Genomic DNA, 24,962 nt, shown 5'->3' on the forward strand with positions numbered 1-24,962 from the left:
TCACCACTGGCCCCAGCCCTGCTGGCCGGGTTCCTCCGTCCCGGCGCCGAGGGCTGCCGGCGATGTGATCGTTATGCGCACCCGCACGGTATCCCCCGGCATGTACGAAGTGCCGGGCGCCGGTGTCTGGGAGCCCACGAGGCTGTCCATCCCGCTCTCCCCCACCATGTCGGAGCCTTCTGTCACGAGCGTCAGCTCGTGTACGGCGGCGATGCTCTCGGCCTCGGCCATCCCCATCCCGGTGAAGAGGGGCATCCCGTCCCACCCGGTCGAGACGAGGAGCCTGACGGGTATGTAGACCGGGAGGCTGTCGGCATATCGGGGATGGACCGAGATGACCCTGCCCTCGGGGACCGTGATGTGCGGGGCGCGGCTCCTGCCGGAGGTGTAGAGCTGCCAGTCCGCTATCATCTCCTCGGCCTCGGTGGCCGTGAGCCCGACCAGCATGTCGGGATCGTAGGGCCTGAAGAGCGGGCCCACATTCCAGAAGACGTTGACCGGCGACCCCCTGGGAACCTGGGTCCCCGGGGCCGGATCCTGCCTGATGACCTGCCCGGCCGATTCGGCAGGCCCGTACTCGGACCATTCGCCGGCCAGGACGAGGTTGGCCGTCTCGATCTCTCGCCGTGCATCCTGCCTGGTGAAGCCCGTGACCTGAGGGACGATGACCGGCTGGGCCGAAGCGCCGAGCGCCGTGACGAACCTCGGGGTCCTGAAGGCGAGAGGGGCGATGACTGCGCCGGCTATGAAGGCCATGGCCGCCCCCGACAGGAGGAGGACGAGGAACCTGCCCGTGTCTTTCAACTCATCCTCTCCCAGCGGACTGCGAAATGCCCGTCGATGCCGTGTTCGGGTGGGAATATGCACAGCATGCCGTCCCTGACAAGAACCCCCGGCGCGGGGAACGCGGCCCGCCTGTAAACGGGATGAGCATCCTCGAAGCGGGAGACCTGCATGGTGGATTCCTCGGGTTCGAGGCTGCACACGGAATAGACGAGGCTCCCCCCCGGCCTGACGCACTCCGCCGCGGCATCGAGAAGCGCGGCCTGTACGGCCGTGCACCTTTCCAGAAGCCCAGCGCTGAAGCCCCATCTCGCGTCGGTCCTCCTCCTGAGGACGCCGGTTCCGGTGCACGGGGCATCCACCACCGCCTTGTCGGCGGAGTTCACCGGGAGGGCGGTGCAGTCGGCAACGACAGGGTGGCATGACTCCCAGCCCAGGCGGCGCGCGTTCTCCTTCCACAGCCCCATGCGTTCGACGGAGGAATCGATGGAGAGGACCGTCCCGCCCTTCGAGGCGAGATGGGCCGTCTTGCCGCCCGGTGCGGCGCAGATGTCGAGCACCGTTTCCCCGGGGAGGCCGGCGGCTCCCGAGGCCACGACCGCCGCGCCCTCGTCCTGGACGTAGATTCCTTCCATGCCGGACGGACCGAGCCTGCCCGATCTCTCGAAGTACCTGTAGCCTTCCAGGTAGCGGCCGGGCGCACCCTCGACCTCGCGGGAGGGACACCAGCAGCCCAGATCGGGAGGGGAGTTGTCCCAGCGCATGAGGGTTTCGGCCCCCGCTGCGCCGTAGCGGGCGGACCAGCGGTCCCAGAGTTCACGGGGATGGGACTGGGCGATCCACGGGGGGAGGTCACGGGGCTCGCCCTCGGCGGCGAGCCTCCTCAGGACCGCGTTGACGAAGGGCCTGGCCCTCGGAGGACAGGCGTCGACGGTGGCCGACACCGCGGCGTGCGCCGGGGTGTCCAGGACGAGGAGCTGGAGCGCTCCTATGCGGAGCGCCGAGAGAACCTCGATCTGAAGGGACTGGAGCGGCCGCGAGCAGAGCGGCGCCAGGGCCGCATCCAGCCGGAGCCTCCAGGCCACCGCCCCGCGCTCGAGGAGGAATGCGAAGTCCCTGTCCCTGCCGGAGACACCCCGGGCATCCCTTCCGCAGAGGAGGTCGACGGCAGCCTTCCTGGCTCCCGGCCCCCTATGCTCCCTGGACGTTCTCCACCCTCTCCAGCTGCGGGAAAGTCTGCTTCAGGGTCTTCTCGACGCTGAACTGGAGCGTCAGGGAGGCGAAGGCGCAGCCCGAGCAGGACCCCTTGAGCCTGACCCTTGCCACGTTGCCCTCGAGCGCCACGAACTCGATGTCGCCGCCGTCGTTCTGGAGGAACGGACGGATCTTCTCGATCTCGGCCCGGACATTGGCCTCGTTGAACTCCACCTGATCGGCCATGGCTTCTTCCTTTCGCATTGCTGGCCAGTTCCTCGACTGATCCCGAATATGTCCGGTGGCGGGCGGGCCGGACTAGGGCATGGCCTCCAGCGCCTCGCGGGAGGGTGCGAATCCGGGCGCCAGAGCGAGGGCGGCCCTCCACCATCCCGCAGCCTCCTCGAGATCGCCCCTCCGCGCGGCCAGGAGGCCGAGGTCGTGCATGGCCTCGACCCTGTTCATGTTCAGGTCGGGCCTGAGGGAGGACCTGTCGAGCGACATCAGGAACAGAACCTCGGCTTCGGCCGTCCTGCCCTCCTCGACGTGGGCGAGCGCATCCTGGAAGGGCATGTTCACCCCGGACCTCCCTGCGAGCCCCCCCGACGCAAGCGCCCCCCCGGCTGCGAGCGCGAGTCCCGCGGCCAGCGGTATCAGCCCGGGAGCCCTCCTGGGCAGCCTCCGGGCGTACAGGAGCAGGATGAACGGTATCGCGGGCAGCCTGAACCTCCCCGTCACGAAGAACGGCAGGACACCGGCCAGGAGCAGCAGGACCCAGGCCGCGAGGAGCCTGTCGCCGCAGTCCGCCCTCCCCGATGCGAGCACCTGGGGCAGCAGCAGCAGCAGGATCGAGAACGGGACGCACCAGGGCGGCGGCAGCAGCAGCACACCCAGGAGCCGCGACGATCCGCGCATGTAGTAGAGGTCGTAGTTGCCGGGGATCTCCACCGGTGAGAGGAGGAGAAGGGCCTTCCGCGCGGTGAGGGCCGCCCAGCGGGCCGGATCGTCCATGGCCGATCCGACGGCCCGGACAGTCCAGTATCGTGACACGGCTGACTCCGTGGAGCCGGGCGGGGCACCGAGCACGCTGGCCGACCATACGTTGTCGGGCCGGACCACGGAGCCGTCGGGGGGTCTCGGGGCGAACGCGGTCATCCCGTCAGCCTCCGCGGCATTGCCGAGATAGAGGTTTATGCCGCCCTGGGAGGAGATGAACACGCCCGGATCGCCGGCGCACGCGTTGACACCCCACACGAGGGCAGCGGGGGCGAGCGCAGGCAGCAGCCTCAGATACCTCCTGCGGCCGGTGGGCATGAACAGGGTCGGAATCAGCAGCAGGGCTCCCGGCCTCGCTATGGCGGCAAGACCCATCAGGAGGGACGCCCAGGAAGGGCGCCCCCCGCGGAGCAGCAGGAGGGAGGCGATCAGCAGCGTCATGTAGAGGGGCTCTATGAGCAGGGTCGAGGACTGGAACACGGCGGGGGCCCAGAGGGACCAGCAGAGGGCCGCGGCGAGCGCGGCGCGCCTCCCCGTGAACAGCAGGGCGGCCCTGTGGAGGAGTACGCATCCTGCGACCGAGACTGCCAGCGAGAACAGCGCCCCCGCCAGGACGGACGATCCCGCCAGTGCGTACCACGCCCCCAGGAGCCACGGAAAGAGCGGGGCGCGGAAGTAGGGCGCAAACGCGAGGACATCGCCCGACGCCACGAGGGATGCCCACTCGTGATGCCATGCCGCGTCGACAGGCGGGTGGAGGAAGAGGGGCGTCCCGGAGATCTCGAACAGAAGGACGAGCCTGACGGAGAGGGCGACCGCCAGAACCGCGAGGGTATCGGCCGAAGCGCCCCGGGGCCTTGTCATCCCGTCGTCCGGCCTCCGCCGAGGATCCGGGTGGTCGAGAATCCCTCGACCAGAGGCACGATCACGACCCTTCCCCCCCGGGCCTCGACCGAGGCTGCGCCGACGACGCTGGATGCGGCATAATCGCCGCCCTTCACGAGCACGTCGGGGGCGACTTCGGAGATGAGGCGCTCCGGGGTGTCCTCGTCGAACGGGATGACGAGGTCGACCGGTTCGAGGGAGGACAGCAGGGCCAGCCTGCCCTCCAGCGGGAGGGCCGGCCTCCCGGGACCCTTGAGGGCCCTGACCGACCTGTCGGTGTTGAGCCCGACCACGAGGAAGTCGCCCAGAGCCCGGGCCTGTTCGAGAAGAGAGAGGTGGCCGGGATGGAGCACGTCGAAGCAGCCGTTCGTGAACACGAGCGAGAGCCCCGCCCTCCTCACCCGCCTGCAGCGGGCCGCGGCGAGGGCGGGGTCCGGAAGGCCCCCGTCAGTCGCAGGCATAATACTCGCGGCACTCCTCCCTTATGTCTTCGGGAGTGACGGCATGCACGCCGGGCCTGGCGCAGACCGCCGCCGCGGCGTGATTCGAGATCGTCGCCGCAGTCTCGAGGTCGATCCCGGCGGAGAGGCACAGGCTCATGACCGAGATCACCGCGTCACCGGCCCCGGAGACGTCGAATATCCTCCGTGCGAAGGTGGGCTTGTGGAATCCGCCTCCGCCCCTGAGGGCGGTCACGGACCCCTGCTCGCCGAGGGTCACCATGACCGCGCCGGCGTCCAGCCTTTCGACGAGCTCGGCGGCCGCATGCATGGCCGATTCGACGTCCGGGATGTCCCTTCCGAGGATGCGCGAGGTCTCGAGGCGGTTGGGCTTGAACAGGGTGCATCCCAGGTACGAGAGGAAGTTCCTGTGCTTGGGATCGACGGCCACCGGCCGGCCCAGCGCGCAGGCCGAAGCCACGACATCCCTGATCAGCGGTTCGTCGATCACGCCCTTGTCGTAGTCCTGGAAGACAACCGCATCGGATCCGGGAAGGCGGTCGAGGACCAGCCTGCGCAGAGAATCCCGCACCAGCCCGTCCAGCGGCGCGCACACCTCCCTGTCGAGCCTCATGATCTGGTGGTTCCTGCTGGTGATCCGCGTCTTGGAGGTGGTGGGCCTCGAGGCGTCGGTCAGGACGGCCCCGCAGTCTATCCCCGCGCCCGACAGGATCTCGAGCAGCTCCCGGCCGTCGGCGTCGTCTCCCACCACGCCCGCGATACCGACATCCGCGCCCAGGGTCCGGATGTTCATCGCAACATTGGCCGCACCGCCCGGGATCGTCCTCCCGCGGGAGTCGTCGAGCGCGACGACCGGAACCGGGGCTTCGGGAGATATCCTGTCGACGGTTCCTTCGAGGTAGCGGTCGAGCATGAGGTCGCCGACCACCAGCAGCCTCCTGCCGGGAAATGATTCGAGAACGGGCTCGGGATCGATCCGGGGGGTCACTCTGTCCTCCGGCGCCGGCGGGCTTGACCGCCGGCACGGCCTGGTGCATAGGTCCGCGAAATGGCTCCAGGAGGTGAAGATGATCAAAACACCGCCGCGAATCAACGTCAGACCCGAGGATGCGGACGGAGTCTACAGCAACATCGCGCTCGTGAGCTTCTCGCGGGCCGAATTCGTGCTCGACTTCGCCAGGCAGATGCCGGGAGTCCCCGCAGCCAGCCTCAAGGCGAGGGTCATCCTGTCGCCGCACAGGATCAAGTCGCTCATTTCGGCCCTCGAGGGCCAGGTGAAGGTGTACGAGTCGAAGTACGGCAAGCTCGACGATACCGATCCGCAGGGCTCCATAGGCTTCCAGAACCCCTCGGGGCAGCCAGGCGAGGAGGGCTGATGTCCACGACCCCCGGGAGGTTCTCGGCCAACGTCCTCCCGGTGGTCATCGCAGTCATCCTCTGGCTCGTGGCGCTCGAGAACCGTACTTTCGACGTCGTCCATCGGATGGCCGTCGAACGGCCGGACCTGCCGGACAGCCTGGCTTTCTGCAATGCCGGAGAGTTCGACAGCGTGACGGTCAGTTTCACCGGCCGCGGGGGTATGGTGCTCTGGGACCAGATCAACGGCGCCCCCTCATCGATCGGTCTGCTGCCGCCCACGGCCAGACCAGGCCCGCTTCCGGCCACGATCTCGTTCGAGTTCGACCCCGCGGCCATCCGCTGGAGCGGAAGACCCTATTCGGAACTATCGGTGTCCGGCTTCGAGCCCGGCCTGGTGACCGCAGTCGTCGACAGCATCGGAACCCGGTCCGTCAGGGTCGGGGTGCCCACGATGGGGCCGGTCCCGTCGCGCTACCTGTGGACTTCGGTTTCCCCGGAGACGGTAGTCCTGCAGGGTCCGGCATCGGTCATCTCGGAGATGGACAGCGTCGAGACTGCGGTCCTCACTCCCGGCCAGCCGCCAGCCACGCTGACTGTCGAGGCGGGATCTCCGCTGATCTCCGCCGTGCCCGGAGAAGTCGTCGCCGGGCTCGCCCGTCCGGTGCCCGTCATCGCCTTCTCCGACATGTAGCCCAACTTGACAGCCGGAAAGAAGCGCCCATAGATTCCTGCAACATCGGATACAAATTGCCGAGTCCGCGCTCCGTGGAGGGATATCAGACATGAAAGGCAAGTTCCTCGTAAGGGTGCTCATCGTCATTCTTGCCGCCCTGCTCATCTACAGGATCTACGACAGGGTGCAGTCGCACCGTATCCCCAGGGACCTGTGCCGCTCCCACCTCCAGGAGCTCGCCACCGCAGAGATCGACTACATGTACAACAACGACGGCGGCATCGCGCCCGACCTCGCATCCCTCCTAGAGTACGCGGGCCTTCCCGACAGCGTCGGGGTATGCCCGAGCATCTGGGTCGAGGAGGAACTCCGCGACTCCACCTACTACTACGATCCCAAGCTTGCTCTCGGTTCCCAGTTCGCCATCTCCTGCAACAATCTCGAGAGGCATGGGGGCGTCGTGGGCGGCCTCGTGGAGAAGGAATTCCCCGACTCTCTGTTCATGGAGGCCGACTGGGCGCCCACCTTCAGGCGCGTCGCCTTCGCCACGTACGCCGAGAACAGGCGCATCGACGCATCCAGGGCCAACCTGGTCAGGGTCTGCGAGGAGCAGGCGGCATATCTCGGCAACAGGTACCCCTGGGTGCTTCTCCCCGCCGATCTCTCCGCCCTCGAGATCAGCACCGCCGAACTGGTCGACCCGATGGGCGGCGAGTACGTCTTCGAGACTCAGCCCGATACGACATACGTCTTCTATCAGAACCCCGACAGGCGCGGCCGCCCCAGGGGCGACTCCGTGGTGGTCGAGACCTTCAGGTTCGTGGGCTACACCACGTCCAGCCCCGAGGTCTCCAGGGTCGAGGTATTCTTCCGCAGGCCGCTCAATTTCCCGAGCAGGGCAGACGGAGCCCTTTCCTCCGATGTCGACCGTCTTCTCGTGATACGCCGCTGGGATGTCTCGGAGCTCGGGACCCAGCGTGTCGACGAAAGGGAGGTCGACCTCATCGACCTGCCCCGCTGGCAGTTCCTGCAGGAGTACGAAGCCCAGAACGCAGACAGCCAATAGAGCCATTATCCCGCTGAGCGCACGGCAGGGCCGCCCAGCGCGGCCCTGCCGTGCAGAAGGAACGTACGGAGTATGATGAGGAGTTTCTTCCAGATCGAGGAACAGGCCGCCGCCAGCGAGAACCAGTATCTGCTGTCCCTGGCGGCCTCCAAGCGGGTCAGACACCTCAAGGCCGGCTCCCCGCCCCTGATCGAGGGTGCGAAGCCTGACAAGCCGGTCGAGACTGCACTCGAGGAGCTTGCGCGCGGATTCATAGTATACGACCTGCCGGCGGAGCAGGGAACACTCGAAGCCAGAGCCGACGGAGGAACAGAATGAAGGAGCTTGTCGTCGTTTCGGCGTTCCTTGTGGCCATGACGGCCGGATGCGGCACGCCCGGTGTCAACACCGTCGAATCCGACTCGACCGTGGTCCTCGCCACGGTTGGTGACGTCGAGATAACCATGCAGACCCTCAGGCAGGAACTGGACCTCATCCCGCCGTACCAGCGGGCCAGCTTCGAGACCCCCGAGGGCCAGAGGGTTCTCCTCGATCATCTCGTCGAGCGCGAACTCCTCCTGCAGGCCGCCGAGGAGGCTGGCCTAGAGAGCGATTCCTTCGTGCAGGCCCAGGTGGAGCTGGCCATGCAGCAGGTGGAGCTCACCAGGCAGCGCGCCCTGATCCAGGTCTTCTACGAGAACAACGTAGTGAACAGCGTCGTCGTGCCCGACTCCGAGATCATCGCCTACTACGAGCAGCACACCGGCGACATCTACTTCCGCAGCGCCCAGGTCCATGCATACATGATCCTCGCCGCATCGCCCGCGACGATAGACGCAGCCCTCGCAGAGATAGAAGCCGGCCAGCCCTTCGACAGCGTCGCCGTCAGGACGAGCGAGCACGCTCCCACCGCCTCCCTCGGAGGAGACATGGGCTGGATCACAGCCGACTCCCCCATGCCGTATCTCGGCGCCCAGGAGGAGATGACCGCGGCCCTGTTCGCGGCTTCGGCCGGCGACATCGTCGGCCCGTTCGACACCGACCTCGGCACCGTCGTCCTCAGGGTCGCGGAAAAGGTCGAGGAGGGCGCGAGGCCCCTCGAGGAGGTCCGCGAGTCCATCATCAACACGCTGAAGCCCTCGATGGTCAACACCTACTACCGTGACCAGCTCCTGCCCGGACTCAGAGAGAGGTACGCCGTCTCCATCAACGAAGAGGCCTTCCTCCCCGGCCCCGACGTCCCTGCCGACTCCCTGATGATGCTAGCGCAGAGCATGATGGAATCCAACCCCGAAACCGCCATCACGTACTTCAAGCTCTTCCTCGAGAGGTTCCCCGAGGATTCCACCGCCTATCAGGCCGCCTTCCTCGTCGGCTTCACCTACAGCGAGTACCTCAGGGACTACGAGAGTGCCAGAACCGCCTTCTCCGACATGATCGAGCGCTTCCCGGCGTCCGAGCTGACCGACGATGCACAGTGGATGCTCGAGAACATGGAGACTCCGATAGACAGCCTGATCCCGGTCGAGGGCCAGCCCGCCCAGGGCAACTGAGGCCCGGACCCGGTCCGACGTGTTGGGGCCCGCCGCGAGGCGGGCCCTTTCGTTGCACCGGGAGCCGCGTCAGGGGCATATTCGCAGTCACGAAGACAACGAACTGGAGGTCACGAGATGTCCTGCTGGCGCCGCACCCTCGCACTGACGGCCCTCGCCGCCGCTTTCACGTCGATGTCCTGCAGGACCACGGATGCAGGTGACGGATCGGCGCAGGCTGAACAGGCGGAGGCATGCCTCGAGTCGGGCCAGTGGGCGCGTGCGGCCGACCTCTACACCGAGGCCATCGGCAAGGGATCCGGGAATCCCTCCTTGCAGGAGTGGCGCCTCGGGCGGGCGGAGGCGTGGCTCGGCATGGGCAGGACCGACGAGGCCCTTGCTTCGGCCGACAGCGTGGCTGTCGAATCGAGGTCGCGAACACGGGCCTCGGCGTTGATGCTGGTGGCCCGGGTGCTCTCGTCATCCGGCCGCTGGTCGCGGGCCGCGGACGCCCTTTCCGCGCTGGACCCGGAAGACCTTCCGTCGGGAGAAGCCGACGAAGCATCGGCCCTTCTCTTCGAAGTGCTCGATGGCCTCACGCCCGAGCAGCTCGCCGCCCTCAGGTCGGACGACTGGTGCGAGCCCTACGTCCTGCTCGCGCTGTCGGAGAGATACGCCGCGTCCGGCGAGGCTGCGAGGGCCTCGATGACCGCGGCCGAACTCGACCGCCTGTATCCCGGCTTCAGGGAGCGCTGGGGCGGCGGCATCCAGATCAGCCGGCCGGAGGAGGGCTACATCGCCCTCGTACTGCCCGTCACCGGTGACGGGGCCTCCTACGCCGCGCAGGTCGAGGCCGGGGTGAGGCTGAGGTTCGAGAGGGCCGCGGACCTCTCACCGGATGTTCCCGAGCTAGTAGTGCTGGACACGGGCGGCGACGGCGGCCGGCTGTCCTCGATCGCCACCGACCTCGGAAGGGACGAAGCCTGCCTTGCAGTGATCGGACCCCTGACCAGCGGCGAGACGGAGGAATTCGCCCCCTTCGCGCAGGACTACGGCCTGCCCATCCTCGCGCCGGCAGCGACTTCCGCGGATATCGACGAAATAGGCGACTATGTGCACAGGCTCGTCCCCTCCGGCGCAGAGGAGGCCGTCACCGTGGCCGAGTACGCGGTGAGGAGGGCGGGCTGCGAGAGGCTCGCGATACTGCACAGCTATACGAGCTCCTCGGTCACCCAGTCCGAGCAGTTCGCGGCCACCGTCGAGAGCATGGGGGCGCAGGTGGTCAGGACGGAGGCCTTCGCGACAGACGACACCGATTTCAGATCGCAGATCTCTTCCATCAGAGCCTCCCGGCCCGACGGCATCTTCATCCCCGTGACCGCATACGAGGCAGTCCAGATAGCACCGCAGCTCCGCTACTACTCGCTCGACGCCGTGATCCTCGGCACTTCCGGTCTGGACAACGAGGCCGTGCTCCGGCTCGGCGGGGAGTACATGGAGGGAGCCGTGTTCACCTGCTCCTTCGGCGCGGGATCGACCTATCCCCCGACTTCGAGCTTCGTCTTCCACTTCAGGAGGAGATACGGGAACGATCCGTCCATACTCGCCGCCCAGGGGTACGATGCCGCCTCGGTTCTGCTGGATGCCTCGTCGGCGGGAGCGGACGACAGGGGCGGGTTCGAGCGGGCCCTGTCCGAGGGGGGGTCGATCCGGGGCGCGAGCGGGATCTGCACCATCGGCGCCAGGACCGTCTCCAGGGTCTCCCTTCCTCTCGTGATGGTCAGCGACGGCGAGATCGTCAGTGTCGAGTAGGGCGTTCTGGGGGGCCGACATCGGGGGGACGACGACCATAGTCGGGTCCTTCTCCGGCGGCACCGGTTTCAGGCGGCTCGCCGTGCTCGAGACCAGACCTTCGGAAGGCCCCGGTAGGCTGCTCGCCGAGCTGTCTTCGACCATCCTCGGGGCGGACCCCGAACCCGCCTCCGTGGGTATAGGGATCGCCGGCCTGGTGGACAGGTCGAGGGGGTGGCTCGAGTTCTCCCCCAACCTGAGGGGATGGGAGGACCTGGACGTGGCGTCCCGCATGGGTGCCCTCACGGGGGCGCGGGTGGTCGTCGACAACGACTGCAACGCATTCGCGTACGGGGCCGTGGGCTCGGGATTCGTGCCCTCCAGGGGTCTGCAGGTCCTCGTGACGCTGGGCACCGGCATCGGTGGCACGATCATAGACTCGGGAAGGATACTCTACGGCACCGGATACGCCGGGGAGTTCGGGCACATGCCGGTGGATGCCCTCGGGCTGGCCTGCCCCTGCGGTTCGACGGGCTGCTGGGAGCGCTATGCAGGCCGGGAGGCGCTCATCAGGTACTTCACCGGGAGCGACGGCGGAGCCGGGGGCCCCGATCCGCGCGAGATCGCCGCGCTGGCCGCGGACGGAGACGCCAGGGCATCGGAGGCCTTCGCGACGTTCGGCCGCTGGGTCGGCACCGGCCTGGCCGGCCTGGCCAATTGCCTGAGCCCGGAAGGGTTCTACCTGGCGGGAGGCCTCTCGAACACCGCCGGCCTCTTCCTGCCCTCGGCACGCGAGGAGTTCGGGCGGCGCACGAGACACCCGTGGAGAGTCGCAATCCTGCCGGGATCGTCCGATGCGGGAGCGCTCGGCGCGGCCCTCATGGCCAGAGATTCGGCCTCTTGAACCCGCTCGCGCTCGCCCTCGCCATGGTTCTCTCCGACAGCACGGCCGACTCAACGGCCACCACTCTCGAGATCATCGCCTACTCCGCAGACTCCATCTGCTTCCGCCCGTCCACGGGGGATCTCGTTCTCGTGGGCGCATCCCGCGTCGACTACAGGGACATGAACCTGGAGGCCGACACGGTGCGCTACAGGTCTGAGCTCGACCTCATAGAGGCATCGGGGTCGCCGGAGCTGTTCGACGCCGGAGAGTCCATCAGGGGCAGCAGGATGCTCTACGACATGACCGCGCGGCGCGGGATGATAGAGGAGGCGGATTCCCGATACGAGTTCGGCTTCTATTCGGGCTCCTCGATCATCCAGGTCGGCAGGCGCGAGTTCAACATCACCGACGCCAGGTTCACCACCTGCGACGCCGACACCTCCGACTACTACTTCAGATCCCCCGCCATGAAGGTCTTCCAGAACGAGAGGGCCATAGCCCGCCCCATCTACCTCTACGTGGCCGACACGCCAGTCTTCTACTTCCCGTACATGGTCTTCCCCATCAGGACTGGGAGGCAGTCGGGCTTCACCATCCCCAGGTTCGGTCAGACCTCGCGCGACGGACGGTTCCTGAGGGGGCTCGGATACTACCTCGCCCTGTCGGACTACACCGACCTGCTCTTCCAGGGCGACATCCTCGACAGGTCCAGGTTCTCTGTCTCGGCGAGGGAGAGGCACCGCCTCAGATACGTGCACGAGGGTTCGGTCGAGATGGAATGGCGGCGCGAGTTCGAGAACCACCTCGACAGGTGGAGGTTCTTCGGCGAACACCTGCACGACTTCCCTGACGGGACTGCCGCCCGCCTCAGGGGCGAGTTCATCAGCGACAGGTCCTACCTCCACGACACCGAACCCGACGTCGAGGACAGGATGACCAGCGAGGTGAGGTCGTGGGCGAGCATCTCGCGGACCTTCGGGATAGCCTCGGTGCAGGCCACCCTCGACCGCACCGCCTACCTCGACAACAACCCGGACAGCATCCCCGACGAGACCGAATCCGTCCAGAGCCTCCCCGACCTGAGGATCGGCATTTCCTCCACCCCGCTGTTCCGGGCTCCCTCCGATCCTGCGGAGAGGAAGCCCTGGCATTCCCTGTACTGGAGCCTGTCGAGCCATTACATCGCCATGGACACGAAGCGGGAGGACTCGCGCACGACGCATTCCGGCTCCCGTACCGGCATCGAGCTGTCGGCCTCGGACAGGATCCTGGGGTTCCTGTCGGTGACGCCCAGGATAGGCGGAGTGTTCACCGTCTACGACAGGGACAGGGAGGGGGGCAGCCTCCCGTGGTGGGGCGCGGGCGAAGGCAGTCTGGGCTTCACGACCGACCTGTACGGCACATTCCAGGGGGGGGGTCTGGGCTTCTCGGCCTTCAGACATACCATAACCCCGAGGGTGATCGTGGGCTGGGAGCCTTCGAGCTACATCACGGGCGCTGACGGCGGGCTCTCTTTCGAGCCGTCGGACTCCGCCGCATCCAGGTTCTACTCGTTCTCCGACCTCTCGCTGCCCGGCAGCGGAGGCACGGTCCAGTTCGGGCTGTTCCAGAGCCTCTCGGCCAAGAGGGAGGCCCGCGGGGAGCTCGAGAAGCTGGATCTAGCCTCGCTGGACGTCTCCACCTCTCTCGACCTCGATCCGGACAGCACGGGCAGGCGGTTCTCGCCGCTCTCGGCGTCGCTGGAGCTCACCCCGCTGGCAATCGCCAGCTTCCGCGCCGACGCCTCCTGGGACATGTACGACGGGGAACTCGACGATCTAGGGTTCACGACATCCCTCCAGCTCGCGGGCAACGACAGGACTCTCGTCCCCGACTCCGCAGCATTCGACGGGCTCCCGTGGCGGCTCACCCTCTCCCACCACTACCGGATGGGCATGGACGGATCGGACGACCTGAGCAAGGTCAGGGCCTCGGCTTCCCTCGAACTGACGCCGGCGTGGTCGGTGGACTACACGGCCTACTACGATGCGGTGGAGGGTGACTTCATCAACCAGAGCTACACGCTCAGGCGCGACCTCCACTGCTGGGAGGCGCTCTTCGTGAGGCAGATCTCCGACACGGACACGGGCTTCTACTTCAGGATCAACATCACCGAACTCCCCGACATCAAGATAGAGCAGCACGTCACCAACTTCTAGCCGTTCCTCCGTCCCGACACGCCCCACGACCCGTTCCAGAGCCCGCGACCCGGCCGATCGAAGCCGCGGATGTCCATCGGACTGCAACGGCTGGTTTCGTGGCAGAATGCCGTTAAGTGCTTTTTACTTGCTGTTTCATTAGAATATTTGCCGAATGTGCTCAGGGATGGTGCACAGATCGACTTCCCCGCATGAGATGCACGCTTGACACGGGGCTTTCGTTGATCTACACTCGGACTATGGTCGTGGAAAGGGGGTGACTTCATGACCAAGAAGGATCTGGTAGCGCACGTCGCGGGGAAGACCGGCCTGACCAAGAAGCAGGCTGGTGGTGCCGTTGACGCGTTCCTCGGCGGAATCATGGAGACTCTGAAGGCGGACGACGCCAAGATCAGCCTGGTCGGCTTCGGGACTTTCTCGAACAAGCTCCGGGCCCAGAGGGTTGGTGTCGATCCCAAGACCCACGCCAAGAAGACCTATCCGGCTAAGAGGGTACCGCACTTCAAGGCTGGCAAGACCCTGAAGGAGCTCATCGAGAAGGGCCCCAAGAAGGGCAAGAAGCGCTAGACCGGCTGCCCGGGAGGGGCGGGTGACCGCCCCTCCCTTCCTTTTTTTTGCCCCGCCCGCGATCCTCCGGGAGATATGCCAGCCGAAGTATCGGTCATCATCACGACGTATAACAGCTCCGGCACCCTGGGGCTCTGTCTCCGATCGCTCCTCGACCTGACCGGCGACGATGCCCCGCGGGCGATAGTGGTGTTCGACAACGCCTCGTCGGACGGGTCCTTCGCCATCGCCCGCGGATTCCGGGGCGTGAGGGCGGTCGGATCGGACAGGAACCTCGGCCTCGCAAGGGCGAACGGCATCGCGGCCGGCCTCTGCGGCCACGGCCCCGTGCTCCTCCTGAACCCGGACGTCATCGCCAGGCCCGGGTCCATCTCGACCCTGTCCGAATTCTGCGGTTCGCACCCCTGGGTGGGGATAGCAGGCCCCCGCCTGCTTTCCCCGGACGGCCTGATCCAGCATTCGGCCAGGAGTTTCCCCGACCCGGCCTCGATACTCGCCCGGAGAACGCCATGGGGCGCGACTCCCGCCGGAAGGGCCGCCACCGCCAGGCATCTCCCGCCTCCGGTCGACCGGCCGTCGCCGGTCGACTGGATCGTGGGGGCGGCCATGTGGGTCACAGCGGCAGGCAGGGAGAGGTTCGGGCTCATGTCGCCACGCTACTTCCTCTACTTCGAGGATGTAGACCTCTGCTGGAGGGCCTGGGAATCGGGTTCGCAGGTCTGGCTGGTACCGGGCGCCCTGATGGAGCACGTCTCCCGGCGCGAGAGCGCAGGGAGGCCCGGAAAAGCTCTTTTGCTGCACCTCGCGAGCATGCTTAGATTCTATTCAGACCATCACGGGGCGCTTTCCGGAAGACGCCCGGGAGTTCGATGAACAGAAGGCCGGATTGGATCAACGCCCTGCTGATGGCAGCCGGCGACATGGTCCTGGTGATAGGCGTCTACATGCTCGGGTTCTGGCTGAGGCACGAGGCGCTCGCCGGCTTCATCGAGCAGACCTTCGGCCGTTCCCGCGACTTCCGGCTCTCCGCGATGCACTACCTGGTCTCCGGTGCACTCATGGGGCTGGTATCCGTCATCCTCCTCCAGGCCTTCGGGGCCTACAGGAAGAACTGGGGGCTCGCCCAGATCGACGAGCTCGCCGGCATCATGAAGTCCACCTTCACTGCGGTGGTGATCACATTCGCCCTGAGCTTCGCGGTGAAGGAGCTCAACTTCTCCCGCTCCGTCCTCCTCTTCTCATTCCCCGCGGCGACCCTGTGCCTGACGCTGTGGCACAACTCCTTCCGCGAATTCGCCAGGAGGATGTTCCTGAGGTCCGGCCTCGCATGCAGAACCGCCGTCTACGGATGCGGAGGCCTCGCCCGGGAGCTGTCCAGGCACCTGAGCGGGAGGGGCGCCTTCCCGGCCGTCCTGCACGGATTCGTGAGGCCCTCGGGTGGGTCGGACACGCCCGTGGTCGACGCCGAGCACGTGGAGGACCTGGAGGCATTCCTGAAGGACGAGGCGATCGGCAGGCTGATAGTGGCCGACACCACGATCTCCCGGGAGGAGACGGCCGACGTGGTCTGCGCGTGCGAGCATGCCGGGGTCCCCTACATGCTGGTCCCCGACGTGTTCACGATGGTGAGCCTGACCACTCGATTCACCAGCCTCGGCGGGACCACCCTGGTCGAGTCGGTGGCGCCTCCCCTGAGCGGTGCGAGGATGGTCACGAAACGCCTCGTGGACATCGCCCTCGCATCCGTCGCCGCGGTGCTGCTGCTCATCCCGGGGATCCTGATCTCACTTCTGATCCTGCTCGACGACGGGATGCCGGTCTTCTACGTCCAGACCCGCCTCGGGAGGAGGAACAGGCCCTTCCGCATGATCAAGTTCAGATCGATGAAGGTGGGCGCCGATGCCATGAAGCCGGGGCTTTTGAACCGCAACGAGGCCTCGGGCCCCCTTTTCAAGATGAGGAGCGATCCGCGGGTGACCAGGTCGGGCGCCTTCCTGAGGCGATGGAGCCTCGACGAGCTGCCCCAGATCATCAACGTCCTGAAGGGCGAGATGAGCCTAGTCGGACCCCGGCCTCCGCTCCCCGAAGAGGTGGCATCCTATACCGAGAGGCAGCTCAAGAGGCTGCAGACCGTTCCGGGAATCACCGGGATCTGGCAGGTTTCCGGAAGGAGCCAGCTGGGATTCGACGAGATGGTGAAGCTGGATTTCTACTACGTCGACAACTGGTCGATCTGGCTCGACCTGTCGATACTCCTCCTGACGATCCCCGCAGCGCTCTCGAGGCGCGGCGCCTACTAGGGGATGACCGGTGCGGGCGCGCCGTCAGAGCGGGGATGGCTGCGGAAGTGTCATCATACGTGTCCCGGATCGAACGTAATCCGACCCGGGAATGGGCAACGTCGAAGGTGTAGTTGTACGTGGTCGAGGGCCAGATGCCCTGATCTCCCGGATCGACGGAATCCGACCCGGGCTGGAGGATGCGATGGAGCACAAAGTCGTCACGGCCTCGTGGAAGAGCAGGGGCACGCTGGAGAAGGTCATCCGCGACATGGAGCCCGACGGCTGGTGCGTGGCGACCCTGGGAGAGGTCTTCAGCGGGAGCGTCCTCGTCATGATAAGGGGCGGGGGCATGTGGACCCACGAGGTGATCCAGCTCTTCTGGAAGATGAAGGACAACGTGGCCGGGATGATCAGGGAGAAGGAGAAGGAAGGCTGGATAGTCGCGGCCATAGGCGACTGCCTGGGCGGTGCGGTGATGATACTCAAGAAGCAGGTGAAGTAGCCCCGGCCTCCCCGAGTATGCTCCTGAGGATCGCTATGCTGGCCGCATAGGCCGGGGCCACGCCGGACCCTCCCAGCGGCACCGACAGGAGGTCGCCCGACAGGGGCGCGTCGGAGGCGTAGTAGGCCACCCCCACCTTGATGCCCGGATCGACCCTCTCTCTCAGAATGGCGTGCCTGATCGCCCTTGCGTACGGTATGCCCTCCATCTCGACGCCCAGCGCCTTCCAGTTGTCCCTGAAGTAGGTCAGGACGCCCTCGTTCTGGAGGAAGGTGCCCGACACGGTCAGCATGGGGCCGCCAGTGTGGACCCGCAGGCCGCCGGTCCCCTCGAAGTCGGCCGGGACGAGGCGGTTGTCCAGGTCGTACACGTCGCCGGACCCCTGCTTGACGAAGTACGAGGGCAGCATGATGTCGCCCCTGCCACCCACGAGCGTCCCCGCCTTGCCCATCACGTACACGCCGCGCACGCTGCGGCCCATCATCTCGAGCATCTCGTTGAACAGGAAGAAGCCCTCCTCGCCGAAGGCGTAGTCGACATTCACGAGGAAGCCCCTCCCCCGGCCGGCGCCGGCGAGCCTGCCGTCCAGAGCGGAGTAATCCAGCCTGCCCAGGTCGACGAGCTGGCAGAACGGCATGTCGGGGGCCACGGGTATGGAGCGGATTCCGCAGGCCTCGTCCTCCCCGAGCCTCGCCGAGGCGGTCCCTGGATCGGCCAGCGCCTCCCTCGCCCCCGCATAGTCCTCCGGGCCGCTCATGCCGAGGTCGGCCCAGTGCCTTCTGATGAACGGGGACAGGCAGTTCACTATGCTGTGCCTGTTGCTCGACACGATGTGGACGCTCCCGCCCTCCGGGCCGGCCTCCCGCATCGCCGAGAGCAGCTCCGAGGTCCAGCTCTTGGCCTTTCTGCTGTAGGTCGCGACCAGCCCGAACCTGTCCGAGAAGACCACCTTCAGATCCCTGGTGCCCGAAGCGGCGATCGATCTGACCACTTCGACCAGCCTCCCCCCCAGGGAGGCGTCGAGGGCCTTCACCGCACCGTAGCCGCACCTGAATTCGACGGAGATCTCGTGGAGAAGGGAGAGGTGCCCCGGGTCGGAATCGGATGCGCCGGGGGCGGCGGGATCGTCTATGGCGTTCCAGACGGAGAAGTGACCGGGATCCTCCGCGAGCTTGGCCAGGTAGGCCGCATGCCTGGCCCTGATCTTGTCGGCCTCGATCTGGAAGCATGTTATGGCGGAGATGAAGTCGATCATGTCGCTCATCCCGCCCCGGAACGACGTGACGAACGAATCCGGCCCCGTGCGGAAGGTCGGCCTGCGCCTGGCCCTCGTCTCCACCGGAGAGAAATCGCCGGCCAGCTCGCCTCCCGTCTCCCTGACCGCCGTGATCTGCCTGACCGACCATATGCCGTCGGGGAGCCTCATCAGGACGTACAGCAGGGCATCGGCGTCGAGCCTGTCGGGATCGTCCACGAGCTGGTAGAGAGCGGGCCTGGATATGGCCATGAACTTCCTGAGGCTCGATCCCGACTCGCCTCCGGGCCGGTAGTAGCCTCGCAGTATGATCCCCTTGGCGAGCGTCTCGAACTCCTCTATCGCAAGTCTGGATTCCAGGCTCATCTTGCACCTCCCACAGGGATATCAATATGCTCACCGGCGCAAGGAATGCGAAACCCCGCGGATCCACCCGGACGGGAACCGCGTGCGCTTCCGGGGCATTTATCGTGGAGCATGCCAGATTTCAACAGGGCCAGCCTCGAAGGGAGATGCAGATGGCCATCAGGAAGATATCCGGCAAGGAACTCCCCGTCGTGTCGGCGGTTTCAGACAGGTTCGTGCTCGTCGACTTCAGCGCCACCTGGTGCGGCCCCTGCCGCATGCTCCACCCCGTGCTCGAACAGATCTCGGGAGAGCTTGCGGGGTGGGACTTCTACGAGATGGACATAGACCAGAACCAGGCCGAGGCCGCCTCCTTCGGCGTCCGCGGGGTGCCGACCATGATCGTTTTCAAGGCCGGCAAGGAGATAGACCGGCTCGTGGGCTTCCGCGACAAGCCGTCCCTCCTGTCCGGGCTGCAGGCGATAGCCGCGGGGACGAACTAGCCGCGATGACCGGACCCGGATTCTCGATCGGGGTCGTGCCGCCCTCCCGGGGAGCGGAGGGCCGCAGCTTCGACGTAGTAGTGGCCGGGGGCGGCCCCGCCGGAATCTCCGCGGCGCTCTACCTGTCGAGGTATGCACTCGGGCACGTCGTCCTCGAAGGCTGGCAGCCCGGCGGACAGGCCGTGATGACGGATCATATCGAGAACTACCCGGGTACCGGCGCTACGACGGGTCAGGAACTGATGGACGCGATGCGCGCCCAGGCGGTCTCCTCCGGGTCGACCTTCCTTTCCGAACGCGTTGTCTCGTGCTCCGCGCGCCCCGAAGGCGGGCTGAGCATCGAGGCCGACGCGGGACCGGTGACCGCGAGGGCCCTGATCATCGCAACCGGGGCCGCCCCAGCCAGGCTGGGAGTCCCGGGCGAGAGCAGGTTCTACGGGCGCGGCGTCAGCAACTGCGCCACGTGCGACGCCCCGCTGTTCAGGGGCAGGCACGTCCTGGTGGTGGGCGGGGGCGACAGCGCCGTGAAGGAGGCCCTGCACCTCACTTCGTTCGCATCCAGGATCACCCTGGTCCACAGGAGGGACGCCCTCAGGGCGGAGCCCGCCCTTGCGAACCGCCTGCTGGCATCCTCCTCGGTCGAGGTCATGTGGAGCAGCAGGCTCCTGGAGATCAGGGGTGAAAGGGAGGTCGAATCGGTGGTCCTCGATACGCCCGGCGGAAGAAGCGAACTCGCCGTCGACGGAGTGTTCATCTTCGTGGGAAGGACCCCGGCGACCGACCCGTTCCGGAACCTGGTGCGCCTGAACGACGACGGCACGGTATGGACCAGGGACATCGTCTGCACTACGAGGGACGACGTGTTCGCCGCGGGCGACGTCACCTCGAATCCGCTCAGGCAGGTCGTGACGGCCGCCGCCGACGGGGCCAGGGCCGCGGCTGCGGCATGGCACCGTCTGGGGCTGGAGGGATAGCGATGGGCCTTCTTTCGGCTTCCGAGGCGCGGCAGGTGGGCGACCTGCTCGCGGGCATGGCTAAGGAAGTCCATGTCAGACTCTACACCCAGAGGCTCAACTGCGGCGGCTGCCTCGACACCGAGCGGATCCTGGCCGAGCTGGCCGGTCTGTCGCCGAGGATCTCGCTCGAGAAGCTGAATGCCCTCACCGACACCGTGCAGCGGGAATCGGACTCCATCGAGGGGGTGCCTGCCATCATCGTTTCCGACGGCACGCACAACCGCGTCAGGCTCTACGGAACCCCCTCCGGATACGAGTTCTCGACCCTGCTGTCCATCATCACCGACGCCGGCTCGGACAAGCCCGTGATCGAGCCCGCGACATCGGACTTCCTGGCTGCGCTGGACAGGGACCTCGTGATCCGCGTCTTCGTGACGCCCACCTGCCCGCACTGCCCGCGCGCAGCCGTGACCGCCGCCAGGCTCGCTGCAGCATGCCCCGGGGTCAGGGCCGACATAGTCGAGGCCGGCGAATTCCCCGATCTTTCGAGGCTGTACGGAGTCCAGGGCGTGCCCAGGACTGTGGTGAACGAGAAACTTTACCTGGAGGGTGCAATCCCTGAGGCGGCGTTCGTCAGGGCGCTCTCCGGGGCGCTCCCGTCCCTCGACTCCCTCGAGGGCCCGCGCGACCTCCTCTCGTTCCTGGACGCAGCCGGGGAATGACAGCCCTCCCCCTCGTCCTGCTCTCTCTCCAGTCCTCCGTGGAGTTCCCCATGTCCTCCGACGGCAGGCTCGGGGTCTTCAAGTTCTTCGAATCCGACATAGCCCACTACGTCTTCTCAGAGATCGCGGCGTCCGTCACTCCCCTCACGGCTGGCAGGTTCTCGACCCGTCTGGGCCTCGAGGTCGACACATACATGGGCGAGAGCTGGAACAACCCCGACATGAAGTTCAACATCTACGGCGGGCACTGGAACATCAAGATCGAGTTCGCCTGGGACACGGGATGGGGCGAGGCAAGGCTCTACACGGACCACGAGTGCTTCCACAACATCGACATGTCCGACACGCTCTCCGAGTACATGAACAACGTGAAGGCGGGTGTCGTGCTCGACGCCCTCCCGCTTCCGAGGTTCGGGGATCCCGTCTTCCTGCCCTCGGGCGGGATGCCCTCGGGCTGGCTCTCCGCAGGGGTCTACCGCCCGCGGGGCGACGGATTCCAGAAGGGGCACGACTTCGACTGGTCGATCCAGGGAGAGGCCGAGATGCCCCTGGGGGCCTGGCGCTCGTGGACCGGAGGCGTCAGGTACAGGCCGGAGTTCTTCTTCCACGAGGACGGGGCCGCGTCTTCGAGGCACAGGCTGGAGACTTACGCACGGTTCGCCCCGGGCGATGGAGACGAGGCCTTCGAGCTGCACCTCACGCACTACCCGAGGGACACGCAGCCCTTCAGGAGCCTCGAGGGCGAGACATTCGCCGGCCTCCGCTTCCTCTGGTAGCCCCCGCCCATCCGGACCGCCCCCCAGAGCGCCGTCAGACGGGGACGCCGCGCAAGAGCATCGGCGGGACGACCATGAAGCCCTTCCTCTCCGGGGTGCCGAGCGCCTCGATGCGTGACAGCAGGTCGAGCGGCCTCCAGTTCCACCTGAAGTCCTCCACCGGCCTGGCGGAACCGTTCTCGCACAGGAACACGCCGTCTCGAGTCATACCCGTGAGGATCAGCGACTTCTGGTCGACGTAGCGGATGTACCACAGGCGCCTGATCCGGAGGCACCTGCCGCTCTGCGCGGCCAGCTCGGAAGCGGTGCCGTGCGCGCCCCTGACCCCGAAGCAGCCGGGGTTGACCACTGCCGGCCTGCCCGACTTCTCCGCCCAGAACCTGTCGCACATCATCGTCCTGAGTATCCCGGAATCGATCCAGACCTGGTCCTCCGTGGCCAGTCCGTCTCCGTCGAAGGGCCTGCCTGGAACCTCCCCGTGGAGGTCGCTCTCGAGAGTGAACTCCTCGGAAGCCACCCGCTTCCCCTCCATGTCGCCGAAGACGGTGATCCCCTCGTCGGTGGTGCGGGCGTCGAGGGACATCAGCATGTAGGGCACCAGGTCGGCCACCGCCTGCGGCTCGAGGACGACGTCGATCGAGCCCGGCTCCGATGGTGAAGGATCGCGGGAGGCCTTCGCCTCGGCGATGACCTCGTCGATCGTGCTGCGAACCGGGATGTCGCGCCAGGCCTTCGACGAGACCGACCTGTAGCTCGATCCGCTGCCGGCCTGCACGGTGATCTGGAAGGCCCCTTCGGTGGCCTCGTGGAAGCAGAGGTTGCCGGTGCTGGTGGCCAGCGCGATCCTGCTCGACTCCATCCGCGACGTACCGGCAGCCTCGGTCCCGGCTGCACCGGACGCCTCGACGGCGGCCGAGGCCGCGTCCATCCTGGGACCCGGTTCGACCCTGCCTGTCTCCTCGTCCCATGCGTCGACGAGGGGATAGATCTGACCTTCGTCGGCCGGGGGCACGTACTCCGGGTCCGGCGAGGACATCCGGAGCTTCTGCTCGGCCGTGCGCACGACTTCCGGTATGGCTCCTGCATCTATCCTGTGGGTGCGGTACTCGGCCTTCCTCGAGCCGTCGCCGACCCAGAGCCTCAGCTCCCGCCTGAAGGTGTCCATGTTCTGCGTCACGGAATTGCGGCCGAACCTGACCAGGGCGACCCTCTCCTCGTCGAGCTCGGCCACCGAATGCCCGACGGAGACCGCCCCCAGGACCTGCTGCACGAAGTCGAGCATCTCCTCGCGAGTCATCTCACCCCTCCCCCGACGGTCACTCCGCGGAACCTGGCCGGACTGGCCCCGTGCGTCATCCTCGCCCCCTGCATGGGCTCGCCCTTCCCGCAGGTCAGGAGCCCCATGGGCTGAAAGAACCTGGCATCGGCGATGCCGTCGCAGGAGCCCCAGAACTCGGTGGTGCGGGAGCCGTACAGCACCTTCTTGAGAGGCCTTCCGGGCTTCCCGTCGCGGATCTCGCGGAAGAAGTCGCCCCCGAACTGGAAGTTCACCCTGTTCTGGTCGATGCTGAAGGAGCCCCTGCCCTCGATCAGGATGCCGTGCCTGACGCCCGCGATCAGCTCCTCCGGGGTCATCGGCGTCTCGGAGGGCTCGAGGTAGAAGTTGGGCTGCCTGTTGATCGGGAAATAGCCGAAGTCCTGCGCGCGGCAGCAGCCGCGGCTGGCGCTCCTGCCCACGAGCAGCGCCGTCTCGCGCACCGTGCCGAATTCCTGGAAGACGCCGTCCCTGATGGTGTGCCACTTCTGGCACGGGGTGCCGTCGTCGTCCCAGCCCCAGGAGGCGAGCCCGATCGGCATAGTGTTGTCGGCCGTGAAGTTGACGATCTCGGACCCGTACTTCAGGCTGCCCTGGTCGCCCAGGCCGACGAATGTGCGCCCGGCCATGTTGGCCTCCCAGCCCAGAGCCCTGTCGCTCTCGGTGGCATGGCCGACCGACTCGTGCATCGTGAGGCTCAGGTTGATGCCGTCGAGCACGAGGTCCATCACGCCGGACGGGCCTTCGGACGCCATCACCTTCTCCACGGCCTGGTCCCTGATGCGCTCCGATGCCGCGGGGAGGTCGTTCTCCCTGATCCACTCCCAGCCGGCAGCCCTGGCACCGGTCTGGAGCGATCTGTTCTGGGCGTCGCCGTCCTTCACCGCGTAGGCGAGGAGGAACGGCTGGGTGTGGACGAGGTGCGAGTCCACGAGCGTGCCGTCGGTGTTCGCGAAGACCCTGTCGATCCGCTCGGAGTACAGCTCGGCGTACGTCGTGCTGATCGCCGGGTCGGCGTTCAGGATGCACGAGCACTGCTCGAGGAGGCCGATCTTCTCGGACGTGTCGATCCCGAAGGGATCCTCGACGCACGGCGACGAATACGAGCCCTGTACCGGCGCCTGGGGCGCGAGCCTCACGGGGGAGCCGGTGCGCCCCGCCCCGCTGCGGGCTATCCTGACCGCCCTCTCGACGGCCATGGCGACCGAATCCCTGCCGAGGCCGGTGGCCGAGGCGAAGCCCCAGCAGCCGCCGATTATCGCCCTGACGCCGACGCCTTCGCCCGAGGATGTCGCGGCCTCCTCCAGGCGCCTGTTCCTGAAGGCGATCCGCTCAAGGGCGCGGTCCTCGACGCGGACGTCGCCGTAGTCGGCTCCTGATGCCGCGAGTTCCGCGACGGCGAATTCGGCGAGCTTCTTCATCCCGACGACTCTCCTTCCGGACGTGTGCCGCGGCTCAGGCCGCGGGTCCGCTGCCGATCACCGAAACTATCTTCAGATCGAAGCCCCTCCGCCTCGAGACGAGCCTGGACGCGAGGACGCCGGAGGCCACGCCGAGCACCAGCCCGGCCAGGGCATGCACCGCGGTGCGCGAGGACGAGGCTCCGGACGGCAGCAGGGCGAGTGAAACCACCAGCACGACCACCGGCACGATGAACAGCGCCCCCGAGAGGGCGAGCGAGGCGGCAGGGGCCAGCTCGACCTCCACGCGGTCACCCCGGGCGGCCTGCACTGGATTCGCCACCCAGGCCTCCTTCGACCCCCCGGCGGCGGAGCAGAAGATCCCGCATCCGCCCTTCGACGAGCACGATGCGCATCCGTCGGCCCCCATCAGGGCCACGAGCGCCGTCCCGTCACTGTCCCGCGTTTCCTTCACGATCCCGTTCTGCCTCATGCCACGTCCTCCTCCGGCAGAGTATCGTACCACGGGCCCGGGC

At 66.9% G+C, this 24,962-nt stretch carries 26 protein-coding genes and 1 pseudogene; 16 read left to right on the forward strand and 11 right to left on the reverse strand.

From position 1 onward, the window contains the following. The 7 genes and pseudogenes from QUS11_05995 to QUS11_06025 form a co-directional block, all read right to left on the reverse strand. Window positions 1–804: a PASTA domain-containing protein gene (locus QUS11_05995; GenBank protein MDM7992849.1), complete on the reverse strand. Its 804-nt coding sequence runs from the start codon at window positions 802–804 to the stop codon at window positions 1–3. Then, window positions 801–1,418, reverse strand: coding sequence for an RsmB/NOP family class I SAM-dependent RNA methyltransferase (locus QUS11_06000; GenBank protein MDM7992850.1), 618 nt, complete (start codon window positions 1,416–1,418; stop codon window positions 801–803). Before QUS11_06000 ends, QUS11_05995 begins: the two co-directional genes overlap by 4 nt. 249 nt (window positions 1,419–1,667) lie before the next feature. Further along, a pseudogene (locus QUS11_06005) lies at window positions 1,668–1,916 on the reverse strand (transcription antitermination factor NusB). Window positions 1,917–1,974: 58 nt separating this feature from the next. Beyond that, complete coding sequence (locus tag QUS11_06010) at window positions 1,975–2,223, reverse strand: NifU family protein (protein MDM7992851.1); 249 nt, start codon at window positions 2,221–2,223, stop codon at window positions 1,975–1,977. A 72-nt stretch (window positions 2,224–2,295) separates the two neighbouring features. Beyond that, window positions 2,296–3,837, reverse strand: coding sequence for a hypothetical protein (locus QUS11_06015; GenBank protein ID MDM7992852.1), 1,542 nt, complete (start codon window positions 3,835–3,837; stop codon window positions 2,296–2,298). Then, window positions 3,834–4,319 carry a D-glycero-beta-D-manno-heptose 1-phosphate adenylyltransferase gene (gene rfaE2, locus QUS11_06020; GenBank protein ID MDM7992853.1) on the reverse strand — a complete coding sequence of 162 codons (486 nt, stop codon included), beginning with the start codon at window positions 4,317–4,319 and terminating at the stop codon, window positions 3,834–3,836. Before rfaE2 ends, QUS11_06015 begins: the two co-directional genes overlap by 4 nt. After that, a complete protein-coding gene (locus tag QUS11_06025; protein MDM7992854.1) occupies window positions 4,306–5,307 on the reverse strand; it encodes a PfkB family carbohydrate kinase in 1,002 nt (333 codons plus the stop codon). Before QUS11_06025 ends, rfaE2 begins: the two co-directional genes overlap by 14 nt. 79 nt (window positions 5,308–5,386) lie before the next feature. Here QUS11_06025 and QUS11_06030 point away from each other — a divergent pair, with 79 nt between their 5' ends. The 12 genes from QUS11_06030 (at window position 5,387) to QUS11_06085 (ending at window position 17,154) form a co-directional block, all read left to right on the forward strand. Continuing rightward, window positions 5,387–5,695, forward strand: a complete 309-nt coding sequence (locus tag QUS11_06030; protein ID MDM7992855.1) for a DUF3467 domain-containing protein — start codon at window positions 5,387–5,389, stop codon at window positions 5,693–5,695. Further along, entirely contained in the window at window positions 5,695–6,369 is a 675-nt protein-coding gene (locus QUS11_06035) for a hypothetical protein (protein MDM7992856.1), read from the forward strand. The genes QUS11_06030 and QUS11_06035 overlap by 1 nt, the downstream gene beginning before the upstream one ends. 91 nt (window positions 6,370–6,460) lie before the next feature. Beyond that, a complete protein-coding gene (locus QUS11_06040; protein ID MDM7992857.1) occupies window positions 6,461–7,417 on the forward strand; it encodes a hypothetical protein in 957 nt (318 codons plus the stop codon). 75 nt (window positions 7,418–7,492) lie between these two features. Beyond that, complete coding sequence (rpoZ, locus tag QUS11_06045) at window positions 7,493–7,735, forward strand: DNA-directed RNA polymerase subunit omega (GenBank protein MDM7992858.1); 243 nt, start codon at window positions 7,493–7,495, stop codon at window positions 7,733–7,735. Further along, window positions 7,732–8,949, forward strand: a complete 1,218-nt coding sequence (locus QUS11_06050) for a peptidyl-prolyl cis-trans isomerase (protein ID MDM7992859.1) — start codon at window positions 7,732–7,734, stop codon at window positions 8,947–8,949. The genes rpoZ and QUS11_06050 overlap by 4 nt, the downstream gene beginning before the upstream one ends. Window positions 8,950–9,066: 117 nt before the next feature. After that, window positions 9,067–10,740: a penicillin-binding protein activator gene (locus tag QUS11_06055; protein ID MDM7992860.1), complete on the forward strand. Its 1,674-nt coding sequence runs from the start codon at window positions 9,067–9,069 to the stop codon at window positions 10,738–10,740. Beyond that, on the forward strand, window positions 10,730–11,623 hold the full coding sequence (locus QUS11_06060) for an ROK family protein (protein MDM7992861.1): 894 nt from the start codon (window positions 10,730–10,732) through the stop codon (window positions 11,621–11,623). The genes QUS11_06055 and QUS11_06060 overlap by 11 nt, the downstream gene beginning before the upstream one ends. Further along, the gene (locus QUS11_06065; protein ID MDM7992862.1) at window positions 11,620–13,803 is read left to right on the forward strand and encodes a putative LPS assembly protein LptD; all 2,184 of its coding nucleotides are present in this window, start codon (window positions 11,620–11,622) and stop codon (window positions 13,801–13,803) included. The genes QUS11_06060 and QUS11_06065 overlap by 4 nt, the downstream gene beginning before the upstream one ends. Before the next feature lie 264 nt (window positions 13,804–14,067). Continuing rightward, on the forward strand, window positions 14,068–14,370 hold the full coding sequence (locus QUS11_06070) for an HU family DNA-binding protein (GenBank protein ID MDM7992863.1): 303 nt from the start codon (window positions 14,068–14,070) through the stop codon (window positions 14,368–14,370). Between the two features lie 75 nt (window positions 14,371–14,445). Next, entirely contained in the window at window positions 14,446–15,243 is a 798-nt protein-coding gene (locus QUS11_06075) for a glycosyltransferase family 2 protein (GenBank protein ID MDM7992864.1), read from the forward strand. Further along, window positions 15,240–16,670 carry a sugar transferase gene (locus QUS11_06080; GenBank protein ID MDM7992865.1) on the forward strand — a complete coding sequence of 477 codons (1,431 nt, stop codon included), beginning with the start codon at window positions 15,240–15,242 and terminating at the stop codon, window positions 16,668–16,670. The genes QUS11_06075 and QUS11_06080 overlap by 4 nt, the downstream gene beginning before the upstream one ends. Before the next feature lie 184 nt (window positions 16,671–16,854). Next, window positions 16,855–17,154, forward strand: coding sequence for a hypothetical protein (locus tag QUS11_06085; protein MDM7992866.1), 300 nt, complete (start codon window positions 16,855–16,857; stop codon window positions 17,152–17,154). Here the strand turns inward: QUS11_06085 and QUS11_06090 are convergent. Then, on the reverse strand, window positions 17,135–18,775 hold the full coding sequence (locus tag QUS11_06090; GenBank protein MDM7992867.1) for a hypothetical protein: 1,641 nt from the start codon (window positions 18,773–18,775) through the stop codon (window positions 17,135–17,137). The two genes, QUS11_06085 and QUS11_06090, sit on opposite strands and share 20 nt — an antisense overlap. A gap of 152 nt (window positions 18,776–18,927) precedes the next feature. On the opposite strand from QUS11_06090, the gene QUS11_06095 reads away from it, so the two are divergent. Genes QUS11_06095 through QUS11_06110 form a run of 4 tightly spaced genes read left to right on the forward strand, consistent with a single transcriptional unit; the run spans window position 18,928 to window position 21,711 of the window. Continuing rightward, window positions 18,928–19,257: a thioredoxin domain-containing protein gene (locus QUS11_06095; protein MDM7992868.1), complete on the forward strand. Its 330-nt coding sequence runs from the start codon at window positions 18,928–18,930 to the stop codon at window positions 19,255–19,257. Window positions 19,258–19,262: 5 nt separating this feature from the next. After that, on the forward strand, window positions 19,263–20,231 hold the full coding sequence (locus QUS11_06100) for an FAD-dependent oxidoreductase (GenBank protein MDM7992869.1): 969 nt from the start codon (window positions 19,263–19,265) through the stop codon (window positions 20,229–20,231). Between the two features lie 2 nt (window positions 20,232–20,233). Then, window positions 20,234–20,935: a thioredoxin family protein gene (locus QUS11_06105; protein ID MDM7992870.1), complete on the forward strand. Its 702-nt coding sequence runs from the start codon at window positions 20,234–20,236 to the stop codon at window positions 20,933–20,935. Continuing rightward, window positions 20,932–21,711 (forward strand): hypothetical protein, encoded by a 780-nt coding sequence (locus QUS11_06110; GenBank protein ID MDM7992871.1) that lies wholly within the window; start codon window positions 20,932–20,934, stop codon window positions 21,709–21,711. The genes QUS11_06105 and QUS11_06110 overlap by 4 nt, the downstream gene beginning before the upstream one ends. A 34-nt stretch (window positions 21,712–21,745) precedes the next feature. On the opposite strand, the gene QUS11_06115 is transcribed toward QUS11_06110, so the two are convergent. Genes QUS11_06115 through QUS11_06125 form a run of 3 tightly spaced genes read right to left on the reverse strand, consistent with a single transcriptional unit; the run spans window position 21,746 to window position 24,919 of the window. Next, complete coding sequence (locus QUS11_06115; protein ID MDM7992872.1) at window positions 21,746–23,008, reverse strand: metallopeptidase TldD-related protein; 1,263 nt, start codon at window positions 23,006–23,008, stop codon at window positions 21,746–21,748. Continuing rightward, entirely contained in the window at window positions 23,005–24,447 is a 1,443-nt protein-coding gene (locus QUS11_06120; protein ID MDM7992873.1) for a TldD/PmbA family protein, read from the reverse strand. The genes QUS11_06115 and QUS11_06120 overlap by 4 nt, the downstream gene beginning before the upstream one ends. A gap of 34 nt (window positions 24,448–24,481) precedes the next feature. Then, complete coding sequence (locus QUS11_06125; protein MDM7992874.1) at window positions 24,482–24,919, reverse strand: SoxR reducing system RseC family protein; 438 nt, start codon at window positions 24,917–24,919, stop codon at window positions 24,482–24,484. Window positions 24,920–24,962: the final 43 nt, after the last annotated feature.

Source organism: Candidatus Fermentibacter sp., assembly GCA_030373045.1.
GTDB lineage: Bacteria > Fermentibacterota > Fermentibacteria > Fermentibacterales > Fermentibacteraceae > Fermentibacter.